Below are 15,404 nucleotides of genomic sequence, written 5' to 3'. Positions count from 1 at the left end.
GAGACGCGGATGCTCGAGCGGATCGACTCACGCAAGACCAGGATCGGCCTGGTCGCGGGCGGCTTGGGTGCGTACTGGCCGCAGTTTCCCGACCTGCTGCCGCAGTTGCAGGCGTCCGCGCGGCGGGTGTCCGAGCGGTTCGCGGCGCTGGACTGCGAGGTGGTGGACGTCGGGTTCATCTCCGACGCGCAGGAAGGTGCGGCGGCCGCGGAGAAGCTGCGGGCCGCGGACTGCGATCTGATCGTCGGCTTCCTCACGACGTACATGACCGCGTCGATGCTGGTCCCCGTTGCCCAGCGGAGCGGGGCGCCGGTGCTGTTGCTGAACCTGCAGCCGACCGAGGCGATGGATCACGCGACGTTCGACACCGGCGCCTGGCTCGCGTACTGCGGCGCGTGCCCGCTGCCGGAGATGGCCAACGCGTTCGAACGGTGCGGCATCGACTTCCGGTCGGTATCCGGCTACCTGGAGGACGAGCGGGCCTGGGCGCGGATCGACCGGTGGATCCGCGCCGCCGGTGTCCGCGCGGTACTGCGGCACGGACGGCACGGCCTGCTCGGGCATCTGTACCCCGGCATGATGGACGTGATCACCGACCCGACGCAGGTGTCCGCGCAGCTCGGCGGACATGTCGAGATCCTGGAGATCGACGACCTCCGGGTCCGGGTGGAGAAGGTCACCGACGCGGAGACGGCGGCCAGGATGGAGCTGGCCCGGGAGATCTTCACCCTCGACGATTCGGTGAAGGAGGAAGACTTCCGGTGGGGCGCCACGGTGTCGGTCGCCCTGGACCGCCTCGTCGAGGACTTCTCCCTTGATTCGTTGGCCTACTACCACCGTGGCCTGGACGGCGAGACCCACGAGCGGGTCGCGGCCGGCATGATCCTCGGCGCTTCGTTGCTGACGGCAAGGGGTGTGCCGGCGGCCGGGGAGTACGAGCTGCGGACGTCGCTGGCGATGCTGGTGATGGACAAGCTCGGAGCCGGCGGGTCGTTCACCGAGCTGCAGGCGCTCAACTTCCGCGACAACGTCGTCGAGATGGGGCACGACGGGCCTGCGCATCTCGCGATCTCGGCGCGCAAGCCGTTGCTGCGCGGGCTCGGCGTGTACCACGGCAAGCGCGGGTGGGGCGTGTCGGTCGAGTTCGACGTACAGCAAGGGCCGGTGACGTTGTGCGGTCTGGGACAGCGGCGGGATGGGTCGTTCAACCTCATCGCTTCCGAGGGGACCGTCGTCCCTGGACCGCTGCTGCAGATCGGGAACACGACGTCGCGGGTGGACTTCGGCTGTGATCCCGGGGAGTGGACCGACGCGTGGTCGGCGTCCGGGGTCGCGCATCACTGGGCCCTCGGGACCGGGCACCGGGCCGCTGATCTGGCCGCGGTCGCCGATCTGATGCACCTCGACCTCACGGTGGTCGCGCCGTGAAGCGGGTCGCGGCAGTGGATCTCGGGGCCTCGAGCGGGCGGGTGATGCTCGGCGAGGTGGGCGCTGACGTCCTCGAACTGCGTGAGCTGAACCGCTTCTGGAACGGTCCGGTGCGCGCTCACGGCACGCTGTACTGGGACCTCCTGCACCTCTACCGCTCCACACTCGATGGTCTCGCCTTGGCGGGCCCGATCGACGGTATCGGCATCGACTCCTGGGCCGTCGACTACGGACTGCTTGACGACGCCGGCCGTTTGCTCGGCAACCCCGTCCACTACCGCGACTCCCGCACCGACGGCGTGATGGAACGCGTCCTGTCGACGATCCCCGCGGCCGAGCTGTACGCCGTCACGGGTCTCCAGCAGCTGCCCTTCAACACGATCTACCAGCTTGCCGCCGAGGAACTCCCGGTCGACGCCGCCACCTTGCTGATGATCCCTGACCTGCTGGCGTACTGGCTGACGGGCGAGATCGGGGTGGAGCGGACCAACGCCTCCACCACCCAGCTGTACGACGTGTTGGCCCGCGACTGGAGTGATGAGCTGATCGCGCGCGCCGGGCTGCCGCGGCCGGTGTTTCCTGCACTGCGCGAGCCCGGCGAGGTGATCGGGAGCGTGCCGCCCGATGAGACCGGGCTGGCGGCGGGGACTCCGGTGATCGCTGTCGGGTCGCATGACACGGCGTCGGCTGTAGTCGCTGTGCCCGCGGTGGGTGAGCGGTTCGCGTACATCTCCTCCGGCACGTGGTCGCTCGTCGGACTCGAACTCGACGCGCCCGTACTGACCGACGACGCGCGCGAGGCGAACTTCACCAACGAAGGCGGTGTCGACGGGCGGACCCGGTTCCTGCGGAACGTGATGGGACTGTGGATCCTCCAGGAGTGCCAACGGGTCTGGGGCGCCGACCTGGACGAGCTGCTCCGCGCGGGCGCCGATGCCCCGCCGTTCGCCGTCCTGATCGATCCCGACGCGCCCGAGTTCCTTGCTCCCGGCAACATGCCGGCGCGGATCGACGAACAGTGCCGCCGGACAGGTCAGGAGCCACCGCAGAACCGTGGCGCAGCGGTGCGTTGCATCCTCGAGAGCCTCGCGCTCGCGTATCGCCGGACATTGCGGGCCGCGCAGACGATCGCCGACCGAGAGGTCGACGTACTGCATGTGATCGGCGGTGGTTCGCAGAACGAGCTGCTGTGCCAGCTCACCGCCGACGCGTGCGGCGTACCGGTCTTCGCCGGGCCCGTCGAGGCGTCCGCGCTGGGCAATGTCCTCGTCCAGGCTCGCGCTCTCGGCGAGCCCCTATCGGACCTGAGCGCGATGCGCGCGCTGGTCCGATCCACACACTCTCCGCGGCGCTACGACCCGCAGGGAAAACCGGCCGACTGGGACGCCGCCGAGTCCCGGGTGTTCGGAACAAGGTGATCAGCATGACCGTCCTCCCCCAGGAACTTCGACCACTCGCGCGACGGGTGCCGCCGCGCGAGATCAGCCACGACGACCTGCAACTGCTCCGGTTGCTCGCCACCGGCCTCCCGGTCGACGGCGTCGCCCGGCGCCTCGATCTGTCCGAACGCACCGTCCGCCGGCGTACCCGGCTGATCTGCGACCGCCTCGGCTTCAGCACCGCCATCGAAGCCATCGTCTGGGCCGCCCGCCGCGGCCTGGTCTGAGAGGGCGTCTGCGGCGGAGTTAGGCGGCGACGGCTCCGGGTACCGGGGGTTCTGATCATCGAGCCGAGGAGGACCGATGGACGGAATGACCATTGTCTGGATCGTCGTCGCGATCGCCGTACTGGTCATCGTGGTCGCACTGATCGCGAGCGCGATGTCGCGCAAGTCGCAGCATCGGGCCGAGCAGGAGGCGTACGAGCACGAACAGCAGGCACGAGCCAGCGCGACCCAGGCCGAGAAGCAGCGCGCGGTCGCCGACGAGGTGGACGCGCGGGCCCGCAAGGCGCAGGCCGCCGCCGACGAGAAGACGGCCGAGGCGCGCCGGCTGTCGGCGGGTGCGACCGAACGCCGCGACGCCGCCCAGAACGCCCGTGCGGAATCGGACGAGCACCGCAGTCAGGCCCAGAATCTCTGGCCGGACGACGGTTCCCAGAACCGTGAGGGCCAGCCGGTCGATCCGGACTGGGACGACGGCCGGCATCCGCACGATCCGCGCAACCCGAAGCGCACGCGGGGTTGAGCAACGTCAGATCAGGTACCTGAATTCTGGTGAGTTCGGGTTGATGCGTTCGATGTCGAGCGGGGCGGCCTCCATGCGGGACAGCAGCAGCGGGAGGTCGTCCCGGGAACTGATCTCGATCCCGACCAGGGCGACACCGGTCTCCCGGTTGTTGCGCTTGACGTACTCGAACAGCGTGATGTCGTCGTCGGGGCCGAGCGTCTCGTCGAGGAACGCGCGCAGGGCGCCGGGCTCCTGCGGGAACGTCACCAGGAAGTAGTGCTTCAGGCCTTCGTACACCAGCGAGCGCTCGAGAATCTCGCCGTACCGGCTGACATCGTTGTTCCCGCCGGACAGCAGACAGACCACGGTCTCGCCCGGACGCACGTCGAGACCGTTGCCCAGGGCACTTGTCGACAAAGCGCCCGCCGGCTCCGCGATCAGGCCGTCGGTCTGGTAGAGCGCGAGCATCTCCGAGCACACGAGCCCTTCGGGCACGGACATCAGCTCGACGCCGGCCTCCTGCACGAGCGGCAGGGTCGCGTCACCGACCCGGCGTACGGCGGCACCGTCGACGAAGCTGTCCAGCTGCGGCAACGTCACCGGTTTGCCGGCCGCGATCGCCGCGGCCATGCTCGCCGCGCCGGCCGGCTCCACGCCGACGATGCGTACGCCGGGATGCCGCTCGGCGATCCAGGTTGCAACCCCTGCAACGAGACCGCCGCCGCCGACCGGAACCACGAGTACGTCGGGAGCGTGGCCGAGCTGCTCGACCAACTCGATCGCCACGGTGCCTTGGCCTGCAACGGTTCTGAGGTCGTCGAACGCCGGGACCATCGTCGCGCCGGTCGCGGTGCTTTCCGCGATCGCTGCGGCGGCCGCGTCGTCGTACGTGTCGCCGGTGACGATCACCTGGATCTGCTTGCCGCCGAGCGCCGCGATCCGGTCCCGCTTCTGGCGCGGCGTGGTCCGCGGCACGTACACCTTGCCGTGGACGCCGAGGATGTGGCACGAATACGCCAGCCCCTGCCCGTGGTTGCCGGCGCTCGCGCACACCACGCCGGCGGCCTTGGCCGCGTCGTCGAGCTGCGCGATCAGGTTGTACGCGCCGCGCAGCTTGTAGGAACGGCCGATCTGCAGGTCCTCCCGCTTCAGCCAGACCTGGGCGCCCGTGCGCTCCGAGAGACGGAGATTGCGCTGCAACGGTGTACGGACTGCGACGCCGTCCAAGCGCTTGATGGCGGCCTCGATCGCTTCGGCGTCAACCGTTGATCGAGTGCCTGAACCACTGCCGTGCATGACGTTCCTTCCCGTGCATTTGCACGATCTTCGCCGATTCGCTCGCTGCACAAGACGATTCGCGTCCACAGTCCGGACCGGCGGATACCCATTGCGTATCAGACTCTTGCACCATGCGTGAAACGGCTCTTCACTGGGCAGTCTAGTTTTCATACGCTCACTCGGTGTAACGGCCAGGGCCTTGAAAGGGATGAGCCGTGTAAAGCCGGTCAGTGAGGACTGGAGGGCACATGGAACTGATTCCGTTCAGTCTGTGGGGCGACGCATTGTGGTGCGGTCAGGAAGTCGTGCGGGAGGCCCCGCACGAGCAGGCGATCCGAAGCCTCTTCCCGGACCCCATCCCCGCGCGCGGCGCAGATCTGGACACCGAGGCGGACCTCGTCCCGGAACCGCACAACCGTTTCGACCCGCGGTCGATCGCCGTCCGGGTGCAGGGCAAGGTTGTCGGCTATCTGCCGAGGGACGACGCGCACCGGTACCACCCGGTGCTGTCAGAGCTGGTGGCACAGGGCCTGCAACCGCAGGTCCCCTGCCACCTGTGGGTCAGCGAGTGGGAGCCGGCGGACTGGGACGGTAAGGGCACCCAGGGCACCGAGTTCCACGCCAGTGTCGCGGTCGCCCTCGGGCAGCCGCACATGCTCATGCCGGTGAACCTGCCCCCGCCAGGCAGTTTTCACCTGCTCCCGCCCGGCAGCGGCATCGTCGTACCGGGCAGTGAAGTGCATCCCGACGTACTGGCGCCGTTCTTCCGCGCGGAAGGCGAGTGCTGGGCGTACGCCACCATGCACGCGATCGAGGAGGAGGACAGTTTTCAGGACCGGCACCGGATCGTGGTCGAGGTCCGGCTCGACGACGAACCCGTCGGCCGGCTCAGCGCGCGACTGAGCGCCGAGTTCCTGCCCGCCATCCATTACCTCGCCGACATGCGGGCCGAGACCGCCGCCCGGGTCGCCGTCCGCGGTGACCGTTGCGCATCGGAGGTGATCCTCTACGCGGCGCGGAGTCACGACCTGCCGGCCACCTGGCCGGACGGGCTGGCCCGCTCCCCAGTCGCTTCCCCGCAATGGCACTACTGGGCAACAAAAGAGGCCAATTAGGCGGCTGCGCAGTACTGACCATGCCTCACCAGGCCGGCACTGCGGAGCTACTTGGTTTCACGACGCCGGGCACCTCTCCTCGGAGAGCTGCCCGGCGTTCTCCGTGCACCACGCGGAAAACGTGTTCGGCGACCTTCCGGTAAGCCGCCGTACGACGTCTGTCCGGAGGCCGATCGTGTCGGCGCGCATGAGGGTCAGGCCCTCGATCAGCGCGGCCGCCAACTCCGCCGGAGCTCCTTCTGGATAACGGAACCGCACCGCCTCCTCGGGGGTCGCGATCGGACGTACGTCGAGTGCCCGCCCGATCGCCGCGCCGAGGATCGCGACCTGCTCGGCCACCGTGAACGCCTCGGATCCTGTCAGCGTGTACGCCTGGTTCCCGTGTCCGTCCTCCGTCAGCACCGTCGCCGCGACCGCCGCGATGTCGGCCGGGTCGATCGGCGCCATCCGTCCGGGACCGATCGGGTCGAGCACGTACCCGCCGGCGCGGATCGTCGGCAGCCAGTCGAGCGTGTTGGTCATGAACCCGGTCGGCCGCAAGAACGTTGCCGCAATCCCCGAATCCGCGATCAGCCGCTCACGCTCGTGGTGCCACCGTCCCATCGCGGGGATCGGGTCGCCGAGTACGGCGTACGACGACAGGTACACGATCTGCCGGACACCGGCCCGACGCGCGGCCGCGACGAGATTGGCCGTGTGCTCTAGACCGGTGCCGGGCACGAGCAGGAACACCTTGTCGACTCCGCGCAGGTCGAGCGGGCCGCCGAGGTCCCCGACGACCTGCTCGGCGGGCAGGTCAGGCCGCGCGCTGCGGACGAGGGCGCGAAACTCGGCGCCTCGCCGGCCGAGTTCGCCGACGAGCGCGCGGCCGACGTGTCCGGTGGCGCCGGTGATCAACAACATGGCAAACTCCTTTACCGGTTAATGAATTCTCGAAAACGTTAACCGGTAAACGATTTCATCGTCAAGGAGTCTGCCGATGCCCGAGTTCCTGGAGTTGCACAGCAAGACCTCCAAGTTGCTGCGGGCCGCCGCGGACGCCGCCGTCCAGCGGCACGGGCTCCGGCTCGGGCAGGACCATCTGCTCGCCGCGCTGTGGGCCGAGGACGGCCGGACGCCGGGCGAGATCGCCGCCGCGGTGAACGTCACCACGCCCGCAGTCACCAAACTCGCCACCCGCCTGGGCGAGTCAGGCCTGCTCGAACGCCGGCCCGATCCGCGCGACAACCGCCTCGTGCGGCTGTGGCTGACACCGGCCGGGCGCGCGCTGCAGGGTCCCATCGAGGCCGAGCGCCAGCAGCTCGAGGACCGCATCACCGCGACACTCACGCAGACCGAACGGACCCAGCTGATGAAGGCGCTCGCGAAGATCAATCAGGTGCTGGTGGACGGGGCGTGACGTACCTTGGCGGTATGGCGAATGTGCCGGTGTGTCCGGTTTGCGGGGAGCGGGGAGTGCCGATCCTCTACGGCCTGCCCACGCCCGTCGCGCGCGAAGCCGCCGCGGCCGGCCGGGTCCGCCTGTTCGGCTGCGTCATCCCACCCGAACCGGACAACTGGACCTGCGCACAGAACCACACCTGGCAGGCAGACGACGACCAGGTGCTGTCCGCCGCCATCGACGCCGCGCTGCACCGAGAATGAAGCAGGTCCACGCCGCAGACGCAGACCTGCTCGCACGTGCGGTGCGGACCTTCATGAACGCGGACGCCGACGCCGGCTACCTGGAAACACCAGGCACTCTGGCCTTCGTGGCCACCGCTGCCGACGACATCACCGGCTGGTGCTGGGGCTACCAGCTCGCGCGGCCCGACGGCGCTTGCATGCTCTATCTGCACCAGTTGGAGGTCGTTGAATCTCATCGTGGGCAGGGCATCGGGCGGGCTCTGATGGGTGCGTTCATGGCCGCGGGACGGTCCGCTGGGGCGGGGAAGATGTTTCTCACCACCGGGGCGGCGAATGCTCCTGCGCGGGCTCTGTACGACTCGCTCGGCGGTGGGCTTGCCACTCAAGGGGCGACGGTCAACTACTGGTTCCTCCTCTAGCTGCTGTTTCGGCGTCCCAGGTGGAGAGGCAGAAGGGGTGGCCGACGGGGTCGGCGTACACGAAGCAGTGGTCGGAGTTGGGTTGGTAGTCGAGGAGTTTGGCGCCGGCTTCGAGGACCCGGGCGCCGGTCGCCTCGAGGTCGTCGACGAGGAAGTCGAGGTGCATCTGCATGGGTACGTCGTTGCCGGGCCACTCCGGTGCCCGGAAATCCTCGACCTGCTGGAAGGACAGGACCCCGTTGGGACCCGTGACGGACGCCCAGTGTGATGTGCCGCTGGCGGTTCCGCCGGTGATCTCGGCGTAGAAGTGGGCGAGCTCGAGGGCATCGGGCGCGTTCACCGTGGTGCCCTCCAGCTTGATGCGGTCAGACATCGGTCTGCCGGTACGCCGGGGTGAGTTCGGTCCAGCGCGCGTGCCAGGCCGGGGCGGGTGTCTCCGCCGACCACCTGCTGTCGTGCGCGGGACCGTCGTTCGCCAGTGACCGGCCGAGGTCCTCCAGGTGGACCTGCCAGCCGGCGCCGTGGAAGTGCAGCGAGCCGACCGGCAGCCCGCGCTCTTCAACCACCAGCTTGGTCCGCGAGCCCACCGGGGTGAGCCAGGCCTCGAGTTGGCCTTCGTCCTCAGTGCCCGGCTCGGTCGTGAGCAGGAGATGGTGCGGCGCCTCGCAGACCTCGATCCGCACCGGACCGCTCCACGTGCTGGTGAAGACGGCGTCGACCGTCCCGCCTTCCTGCAGCGTGCCGGACACCTGCGCGAGCCAGCGCTCGAGTCGCTCGGGCGTTGTGCAAGCCGCCCACAGGTCCTCGATATCCGTGTCGTACACGTCCTCGACGCGCACCGCGCCCCGCGTCTCGTCGAGGGCCCGCATCGTCCCGAGAATCTTCATGACCGTGCCTTCTTTCCGCGAGCGACCTCTGTGTGCAGCGCGTCCAACCGGTTCCGCCACAGCGCGCGGTACCCCTCCAGCCACTCGTCCACCTCGACGAGCGCCTCCGGCCGCAAGCTGTAGATCCGCCGCTGCGCCTCCTGCCGTACGTCGACCAGCCCGGCCTCCCGCAACACCCGAAGATGCCGTGACACCCCCGGCCGCGCAATCGGCAACGCATCAGCCAACTCACCAGCCGTCGCAGGATGATCCCGCAAAATCCCCAACACCGTCCGCCGACTCCCATCCGCCAACGCCTGCAACACCACATCCATGACGCTGAATGTACCCAACTGGGTATGTAACCGCAAGGGTACGTAAGGCACCCGCTGGCGGGATATGTCACCGCTGGCCTCCTACATCCCGCCATCGGACACATAACCCGCTAGCGCGCGACCGACTAGCATCGAGCTGTGAGGTTCGAGGACCCGGTGCCACTCGACGTCACGGGTACGTACGACCTGCAGCAGCAGATCGATGAGATCGGACGGATCGTGGCGGCAAGCCCGGTGCCGGACGGCGGTCTGTCGTGGGATCACGAATCGCGGGTCGTCGTGGTCCGGTTGGTCGGCGCGGTGAATGGAGCGTCAGCCGATGTGGAGCGACTGAAGTACGCCGTGCTGGCGGCGGCCGACGGGTTCGTCGTCAAGTTCGTGTCTGTGCGTTACTCGCGGGCGGAACTGCAGGCACTGGCGGACCGCCTCTTCTCGACCATGGATCGGTGGGGGCCGAGCCGCGAAGGAATCGGCGGTGGTTGGGATTGCGACACGAACCGCGTCGTGATCGTGATTCGACGAGACAGCGACGAGACAGCTCAAGCCTGGATCAACGCGATCGAGGCACTCCACGACCCCCGCATCCGCTTCGAAACCTACATTCCGATTCCCGGCGCCCGACGACGCCGAGGGGGACGCTGAGCGGTGCTCAGAGCTTGGTGCCGATTAGTTGGTAGATGTCGTCTCGGGCGCCTGGTAGGTCGTCGTGGCCGAAGTCGGGGTAGGTGCGGAGGTCTTTGGGGGACTGGATCTTGTTGTAGGCGGCGAACTGGGTGGACGGTGGGCAGATCTGGTCCTCTAGGCCGGTGAAGAGTGTGACCTCGGCCTGGATCCGGGGTGCCAGGTGCTGGATGTCGATGTAGCCGAGGGTCGTGAAGACCTCGTCCTGCCGGAGGTGCCGCGGGTCGCGTTTGCGGAACCAGGTGACGATCTCGTCGTACGGCGACGTTTCCAGGTTCAGGTCCCAGGTCCGCTGGTAGTCGGACAGGAACGGGAACACGCTCGCGACGTACTTGATCGACGGCGTCAGCGCCGCCGCAACCAGCGACAGTCCACCGCCCTGGCTCCATCCGGTCGTCGCGATCCGGGACGCGTCGACCTCCGGCAGCGCGCCGATGAGGTCCGCCAGGCGCCGCGTGTCCAGGAAGACGTGCTTGTAGAGCAGCCCGTCCGGTCCTTCGTCGAGCCCGTGTACCAGGTGGTGATGCAGCGAGAAGCTGTTCGAGGCCTGCGACGACGTACGGAACCCGACCTGCTCCCGTACGTCGAGCGCCGCGACCGTGAACCCGCGGGCGGCGTACGGCAGGAGATCGACCCAGGCCGGCTGCTCGCCGCCGTACCCGTGGAACAGCAGCACGGCCGGCCCGGTCGGCTCGGCGGGACGCAGGATCTTCGCATGCACGCGGTACCCGCCGGTCCCGGTGAAGTAGAGGTGCTGCGCGGTCGCCGTCGTCAGCGGGAAGTCGGCGGCGTCGACGAACTCCGCCTCGGCCGGCAACGAGTCGAGATCTAGTAGCGCCTTGTCCCAGAACGCGTCGAAGTCCGCGGGCCGCGGGTTCGTGCCCTGGTAGGTCAGGAGTTCGTCGTACGACAGCTCGAAGGAAAGCACCGCATCATTCTGCGCTGCCGGTGTCCTCCGGGGCAGTCCCGTCCCAGATCGTGTACCCGTGGGCCGCGTTCAGCTTGTCCCGCAGCGCGGTCTCCAGGCTCTCGGCCTTCCCGGGCGCCAGCCACGAGACCGGCAGCAGGATCGGGTGGTCGGGGTTCTTGGTGCGCAGCACGATCGCCTCGCCGTGCGTGGTCTCGACCCGGCCGACCTCGGTGATGTCGGTCCAGGGCGTGCGCAGGCCGCGGACCTCGAGGTCGCTGTCGCGGAGCCGCGCGACCTTCGGCGGCCGAACCAGGATCCACAGGCCGGCCAGCGCGATCATCCCGCCGAGCGTGACGAACACCGAGACGGCGACACCCGGCAGCCCCAGTGCCCAGAGCACCGCGGCCACCCCGAGAATGATCAGCCCAGCGGCCAGGATCCCGAGGAACCGTCCAGCCCGCATCCGGTACGTCGTACGCATCGCCACAGGATCTCATCCGCCCGGGGCGACCGGATCAGAAGGCTTCCGTCTCGGACTCCTGGGTGTTGCCGGCAATCGACTTCAGCGTCAGCGTCCACGAGAACGACCCGTCCAGGAACCGCTCGAGCTTGGAGTACGAACAGTTCTCGGTGAACCGGTTGTTCCTCGCGTCCCAGTTCGTCCCGGTCTTGTAGTAGACCCAGTAGTCGCCGCGGATCCCGTTCAGCGTCGCGGACTTGTTCGCCCGGACGTAGATCGACGCCTGCGGCTTGCGCGGGTTGCTCGCCGTGACCACGACCACGATGTCCGAGCCGGCGTTGACGATCCGGAGCGAGCCGGAGCCGCGCGAGCCGGACCGCTGGAAGACGTCGCCGTTCTCGCCCCGGCCACCGAACACGGCCGGCTGCGCCAGCTTCGCCGGCACCGACAGCCCACCGAACTTCACACCCTTGCCGATCGACTTCTGCACACCCTGCGCGAGCTGGGCGTAGGCGAGCCGTACGCCGCTCTTCGCCTCGTACAGCCGGACGTCCAGCGCCTTCGGCAGACCGCAGCTGGTCTTCGTTTCCCCAGCCTTGGTCAGCTCGGTGGCCACGTTCCCGGCGTACGCGTCGAAGGCGTCGAGGACCTCGGGATGCGCGGACACCAGGCCGCGCGGCGGCGTGATCTTGACGAGCTCGCGGCGTTCGAGTACGACGGCGCTCGCGAGCTGAGCGCGGGACGCGTCGAACGAGGCGACCGTCTGCGCGTTCATCACGCGCGCGACGTACGGCTTGAGGACCTTCTCGACATTGGTCAGCGCCCGCTGGTACATCGGCACCGAGAGCGCCACGGCCGTCGGTGTCGGCTTGGGGACCGGCTTGGGCGCCGCCGACGAAGGTGGTGGCGGGCTGGTGCTGGTCGTCGTACCCCCTGCCGAGGGCGCGTCCGCACTGTCCGCCTTGCCGCTGCAGCCTGCGCAGAGCAGAGCCGCAACTCCGACCACAACCGCTACCGAACGCCTCACAGTCACCCCCAGGTGTGACCAATCTTCACTTTGGTCCAATACTTCCCTGGGAGAGGTTCACCAATCCGGATCAGTTGTTGCCGGTCTGGCTCGGGTTGTAGGCGCAGGCGTCGTTCAGGTTCTCCGCGGCGCCCGGCGTGGCGGTCGTCTTCGGCGGAGTCGTCGGCCGCTTCGTGCTGCCGGAGGTCGGCGCCGTGGTCGGCTTCTTGGTCGCCGTCGGCGTGGACGCGACCGGGGCGGTCTTCGGGGAGATCGCCTTCTGGATGATCTCCCGCATCGCCTCGTAGTCCGGGTTCTTGCCGCTCGGGAAGTTCTTGTCCTTGTCCAGGTCGATGTTCGCGACCTTCGCGTTCTTCACCTTCAGCCCGAGCTGGATGAACGCCGGCAGGATCTCCTGCGGGATGTCCGTACGCAGCAGCTGCTTCCCGGCCTTCGCGATCTGCTGGTACGACGTCACCAGCGCCTGGGGGCTCGCGCTGTTCACCAGCGCGTGGATCGTGCAGCGCTGCCGCTCCTGCCGGGACGGGTCGCTCAGGCCGTAGCGGCCGCGCGCGAACCACAGCGCGTGGTACCCGTCCAGCTTCTGGTTCGGGCCCTTCTCGATGTACCCGCTCGGCTTCTTCTCGCTGTTCGACCCGGGGCCGGCGCCGTAGTCGCCGCCGATCGGCACCCGGTAGTTGACGTTCACGGTGATGCCGCCGAGCGCGTCGATCATCTGCCGGAAACCGGCCAGGTTGACCTGCATGTAGTAGTCGATGTCCAGGCCGAGCGCGGCGCTCGCGGCCAGCTTGACCACGTCCGCGCCCTCGTTGTCGGTCTGGCCGAGGATCCCCGGGTGCGCCTTCGGGACGTTCTCGTACATCGCGTCCAGGTAGTACTCCGGCTGCTCGACGTTGCCCAGGTTCGGGTCCCAGAAACCGTCCGGGTACACCTTGTGCAGCGGCGAGTCCTCCGGGAACGGCATCCGCATCCAGTTCCGGCTCAGCGAGATCAGCGCGGTGTCACCGGTCTTGGTGTCGATACTCGCCACGATCACGGTGTCCGTACGGGTGCCCTCGCGGCCGACGCCGTCGTCGGCGCCGAGCAGCAGCAGGTTCAGCCGCGGGATCTTCGCCCACGGGTCGCTCGCGTTCGCGACCTTCGGCCGGGTCGCGCTCTTCGAGTTGCCCTCGGACTGGAACACGCTGCCGATCAGGTCACGCTGCGCCATCACGGTCTGCGCCGCGACAGTCGTCGGTACGGCGATCGCGAAACACAGCAGCCCGACGAACATCGAGCCCGCCAGCCGGCCGGTGTAGGTCATGCTGACCGGGCGGAGCAGCTTGTGCGACGCGACCACGGTCCAGATCCAGCCGATCCCGAGCAGGACGACGGCACCGGTCGCGATCAGCAGCTGACGCGGGGAGACGAGCAGGGCGAGGACGGAGTCGCGGTGCGTGAGACCGACGTACGCGGCGATCAGCAGCAGGCCGATGCTGATCGTCAGGACGAACGCGCCGAGCTTCTTCCGGCCGCCCATCAGCAGCCCCGAGCCGGGGACCAGGGCGCTGAGCAGGGTCAGGCTGATCGCCTTCGAGGCCGTCCGGGCACGGTGCGTTCGGGCCCGGGACCGGCTGGCACGAGGCGCTGCCCTCCGACCGGCTGCGCGAGTACTCCGCGACATGGCTCCGTTCCCTGATCGACGACGTCACGACCCTTCCGTCGGCCGCGCCAGGCAGCCCACGGTACTTCAGACGCCCACGACACCCAGTTGGTTGACGCGTTGGTTGACGTGATGCTGGCGACCCCCGTCGATGTTCGCCAGGGTACAGGGGCTGCGGGCTACTACCGCAACGTGCCGTGTCAGCGACCCAGCGTGCCCGGCGACCCGCTTTGCTCCCGGACCGGTCCAGCGGATACTCTTGGCCGTCGTCGTGTCCGCTCCCTGAGTGGACCGTCGGAGGAGGCGTCGCCTAGTCCGGTCGATGGCGCCCGCCTGCTAAGCGGGTTGAGGGTTACCCCCTCTCGCGGGTTCAAATCCCGCCGCCTCCGCTCTGGGAGCTCTTTGCCTGCAGAAAGCGCAGGCAAAGAGCTCCGGCCATTTCACTGGGGGTGCAACCCCCAGACCCCGCCCGGAGGGGCTCCGCCCCCGGACCCCCCCTCGGCAACTGCCCCGTCGGGCGGATGCCCCGCGCCGTTAGCTGGTCAGCTCTCGTTTGGCTTCTGCTATGCGTTCTATGGAGCGGGGGGTCATGGGTTCTGGGGAGATGATCAGGTGGTTGACGCCTAGCTTCTGGTACGCCTCGGCGGTTTCGGCGAGGGCTTGTACCGGGATGGCTTTGGGGCTGGGGTCGGCGGCTTGCTGGTCTGGGTCTCGGACGAGGATGCCTGCGGTGCGGGCTACTGCGTCGGCGGGGCGGTTGGCGGTTTGGAGGGCTTGGCGGAGGGTTTCGAGGCGCTCCTCTACCTGCAGGTCCGGGGCGCCGTACCAGGCTGTGTTCCAGGCGTCGGCCCACTGAGCGATCAGCTGCATCATTCGAGGGCGGTGGCCGGCTACCAGGATCGGGATCTGGTGGGGTGGGGCCGGGTCCAGGTTGGCTTCGCGCACCTTGTAATAGGTGCCTTCGTAGGTGACCGTCTCGCCGCGGACCAGGCGCGCCACGATTTCGAGCCATTCGGCGAAGCGGCCCACTCGGTGGTCTGTAGGGAGGCCGAACGCCTCGTACTCCGGGTCGTGCCAGCCCGCGCCGACGCCCAGCGTCAGGCGGCCGCCGGAGACCTCGTCCAGCGTCGCGGCCATCTTCGCGGTCAGGCCAGGGTCGCGGAACGATGCGCAGAGCACCATGTTGCCGAGCTCGACCCGGGACGTCACCGCGGCGATCGCGCTCAGCAGGGTCCAGCTGTCGTGCATGCCGAAGATCTGCCCCTCCGGATCCCGGTAGAGGAAGTGGTCCGCGAGCCAGACCGAGTCCAGCCCGCCCTCGTCGGCCGCCTCCGCGACCGCCCGCACGTCCTTCCACCCGGGCATCCCGCCGTCGGGCCCGTCCCCGGCTCCGAGCGGAAGCATCACACCGATCTTCATGTCCACGGTTCGCATGCGGTCAACGTACGT

General features: G+C 68.6%; 19 protein-coding genes and 1 tRNA gene. 10 read left to right on the top strand and 10 right to left on the bottom strand.

What is annotated here, in order from left to right; all coding sequences use genetic code 11:
* The first annotated feature begins 9 nt into the window (after nt 1–9).
* The 4 genes from E0H92_RS00645 to E0H92_RS00630 all read left to right on the top strand — a co-directional run bounded on the left by E0H92_RS00645 (nt 10) and on the right by E0H92_RS00630 (nt 3,614).
* A complete protein-coding gene (locus E0H92_RS00645; RefSeq protein ID WP_131468635.1) occupies nt 10–1,428 on the top strand; it encodes an L-fucose/L-arabinose isomerase family protein in 1,419 nt (472 codons plus the stop codon).
* Entirely contained in the window at nt 1,425–2,846 is a 1,422-nt protein-coding gene (locus tag E0H92_RS00640; RefSeq protein ID WP_238173253.1) for a rhamnulokinase, read from the top strand. Before E0H92_RS00645 ends, E0H92_RS00640 begins: the two co-directional genes overlap by 4 nt.
* A 5-nt stretch (nt 2,847–2,851) precedes the next feature.
* A complete protein-coding gene (locus E0H92_RS00635) occupies nt 2,852–3,094 on the top strand; it encodes a helix-turn-helix domain-containing protein (RefSeq protein WP_130386717.1) in 243 nt (80 codons plus the stop codon).
* A gap of 76 nt (nt 3,095–3,170) precedes the next feature.
* Nucleotides 3,171–3,614, top strand: a complete 444-nt coding sequence (locus E0H92_RS00630; protein WP_131468637.1) for a hypothetical protein — start codon at nt 3,171–3,173, stop codon at nt 3,612–3,614.
* Between the two features lie 6 nt (nt 3,615–3,620).
* On the opposite strand, the gene ilvA is transcribed toward E0H92_RS00630, so the two are convergent.
* A complete protein-coding gene (gene ilvA / locus E0H92_RS00625; RefSeq protein WP_131495031.1) occupies nt 3,621–4,892 on the bottom strand; it encodes a threonine ammonia-lyase IlvA in 1,272 nt (423 codons plus the stop codon).
* 230 nt (nt 4,893–5,122) lie between these two features.
* Here ilvA and E0H92_RS00620 point away from each other — a divergent pair, with 230 nt between their 5' ends.
* Complete coding sequence (locus tag E0H92_RS00620) at nt 5,123–5,989, top strand: HIRAN domain-containing protein (RefSeq protein ID WP_131495030.1); 867 nt, start codon at nt 5,123–5,125, stop codon at nt 5,987–5,989.
* A gap of 57 nt (nt 5,990–6,046) precedes the next feature.
* Here the strand turns inward: E0H92_RS00620 and E0H92_RS00615 are convergent, their stop codons facing one another.
* The gene (locus E0H92_RS00615) at nt 6,047–6,892 is read right to left on the bottom strand and encodes an NAD(P)H-binding protein (RefSeq protein WP_131495029.1); all 846 of its coding nucleotides are present in this window, start codon (nt 6,890–6,892) and stop codon (nt 6,047–6,049) included.
* Nucleotides 6,893–6,968: 76 nt separating this feature from the next.
* Here E0H92_RS00615 and E0H92_RS00610 point away from each other — a divergent pair, with 76 nt between their 5' ends.
* The 3 genes from E0H92_RS00610 to E0H92_RS00600 are packed head-to-tail and all read left to right on the top strand — an operon-like array spanning nt 6,969 to nt 8,034.
* Nucleotides 6,969–7,388: a MarR family winged helix-turn-helix transcriptional regulator gene (locus E0H92_RS00610; protein WP_131495028.1), complete on the top strand. Its 420-nt coding sequence runs from the start codon at nt 6,969–6,971 to the stop codon at nt 7,386–7,388.
* A gap of 56 nt (nt 7,389–7,444) precedes the next feature.
* Nucleotides 7,445–7,633, top strand: coding sequence for a hypothetical protein (locus E0H92_RS00605; protein ID WP_202873482.1), 189 nt, complete (start codon nt 7,445–7,447; stop codon nt 7,631–7,633).
* On the top strand, nt 7,630–8,034 hold the full coding sequence (locus E0H92_RS00600) for a GNAT family N-acetyltransferase (RefSeq protein WP_131495027.1): 405 nt from the start codon (nt 7,630–7,632) through the stop codon (nt 8,032–8,034). The genes E0H92_RS00605 and E0H92_RS00600 overlap by 4 nt, the downstream gene beginning before the upstream one ends.
* On the opposite strand, the gene E0H92_RS00595 is transcribed toward E0H92_RS00600, so the two are convergent.
* Genes E0H92_RS00595 through E0H92_RS00585 form a run of 3 tightly spaced genes read right to left on the bottom strand, consistent with a single transcriptional unit; the run spans nt 8,012 to nt 9,235 of the window.
* Nucleotides 8,012–8,407: a VOC family protein gene (locus tag E0H92_RS00595; RefSeq protein WP_131495026.1), complete on the bottom strand. Its 396-nt coding sequence runs from the start codon at nt 8,405–8,407 to the stop codon at nt 8,012–8,014. The genes E0H92_RS00600 and E0H92_RS00595 overlap by 23 nt on opposite strands.
* Complete coding sequence (locus E0H92_RS00590; protein ID WP_131295092.1) at nt 8,400–8,921, bottom strand: SRPBCC domain-containing protein; 522 nt, start codon at nt 8,919–8,921, stop codon at nt 8,400–8,402. Before E0H92_RS00590 ends, E0H92_RS00595 begins: the two co-directional genes overlap by 8 nt.
* Nucleotides 8,918–9,235 carry an ArsR/SmtB family transcription factor gene (locus E0H92_RS00585; RefSeq protein ID WP_131295093.1) on the bottom strand — a complete coding sequence of 106 codons (318 nt, stop codon included), beginning with the start codon at nt 9,233–9,235 and terminating at the stop codon, nt 8,918–8,920. Before E0H92_RS00585 ends, E0H92_RS00590 begins: the two co-directional genes overlap by 4 nt.
* 138 nt (nt 9,236–9,373) lie before the next feature.
* Here E0H92_RS00585 and E0H92_RS00580 point away from each other — a divergent pair, with 138 nt between their 5' ends.
* A complete protein-coding gene (locus tag E0H92_RS00580; protein ID WP_131495025.1) occupies nt 9,374–9,877 on the top strand; it encodes a hypothetical protein in 504 nt (167 codons plus the stop codon).
* A gap of 7 nt (nt 9,878–9,884) precedes the next feature.
* Here E0H92_RS00580 and E0H92_RS00575 read toward each other — a convergent pair whose 3' ends face one another.
* The 4 genes from E0H92_RS00575 to E0H92_RS00560 form a co-directional block, all read right to left on the bottom strand.
* Nucleotides 9,885–10,844, bottom strand: a complete 960-nt coding sequence (locus E0H92_RS00575; RefSeq protein ID WP_131495024.1) for an acetylxylan esterase — start codon at nt 10,842–10,844, stop codon at nt 9,885–9,887.
* Between the two features lie 4 nt (nt 10,845–10,848).
* Nucleotides 10,849–11,307 carry a hypothetical protein gene (locus E0H92_RS00570; RefSeq protein WP_131468658.1) on the bottom strand — a complete coding sequence of 153 codons (459 nt, stop codon included), beginning with the start codon at nt 11,305–11,307 and terminating at the stop codon, nt 10,849–10,851.
* A gap of 34 nt (nt 11,308–11,341) precedes the next feature.
* Nucleotides 11,342–12,292, bottom strand: coding sequence for a hypothetical protein (locus tag E0H92_RS00565; RefSeq protein WP_131495023.1), 951 nt, complete (start codon nt 12,290–12,292; stop codon nt 11,342–11,344).
* A gap of 91 nt (nt 12,293–12,383) precedes the next feature.
* Nucleotides 12,384–13,976, bottom strand: coding sequence for an LCP family protein (locus E0H92_RS00560; protein ID WP_131495022.1), 1,593 nt, complete (start codon nt 13,974–13,976; stop codon nt 12,384–12,386).
* Nucleotides 13,977–14,254: 278 nt separating this feature from the next.
* Here E0H92_RS00560 and E0H92_RS00555 point away from each other — a divergent pair.
* Nucleotides 14,255–14,344 (top strand) — tRNA-Ser (locus tag E0H92_RS00555).
* Between the two features lie 145 nt (nt 14,345–14,489).
* Here E0H92_RS00555 and E0H92_RS00550 read toward each other — a convergent pair.
* Nucleotides 14,490–15,389 carry an LLM class flavin-dependent oxidoreductase gene (locus E0H92_RS00550; RefSeq protein WP_131495021.1) on the bottom strand — a complete coding sequence of 300 codons (900 nt, stop codon included), beginning with the start codon at nt 15,387–15,389 and terminating at the stop codon, nt 14,490–14,492.
* Between the last annotated feature and the right edge of the window lie 15 nt (nt 15,390–15,404).

Source organism: Kribbella speibonae (assembly GCF_004331375.1).
In the GTDB taxonomy this organism is placed as follows: domain Bacteria; phylum Actinomycetota; class Actinomycetes; order Propionibacteriales; family Kribbellaceae; genus Kribbella; species Kribbella sindirgiensis.
This window is presented reverse-complemented; position numbering and strand designations above follow the sequence as displayed.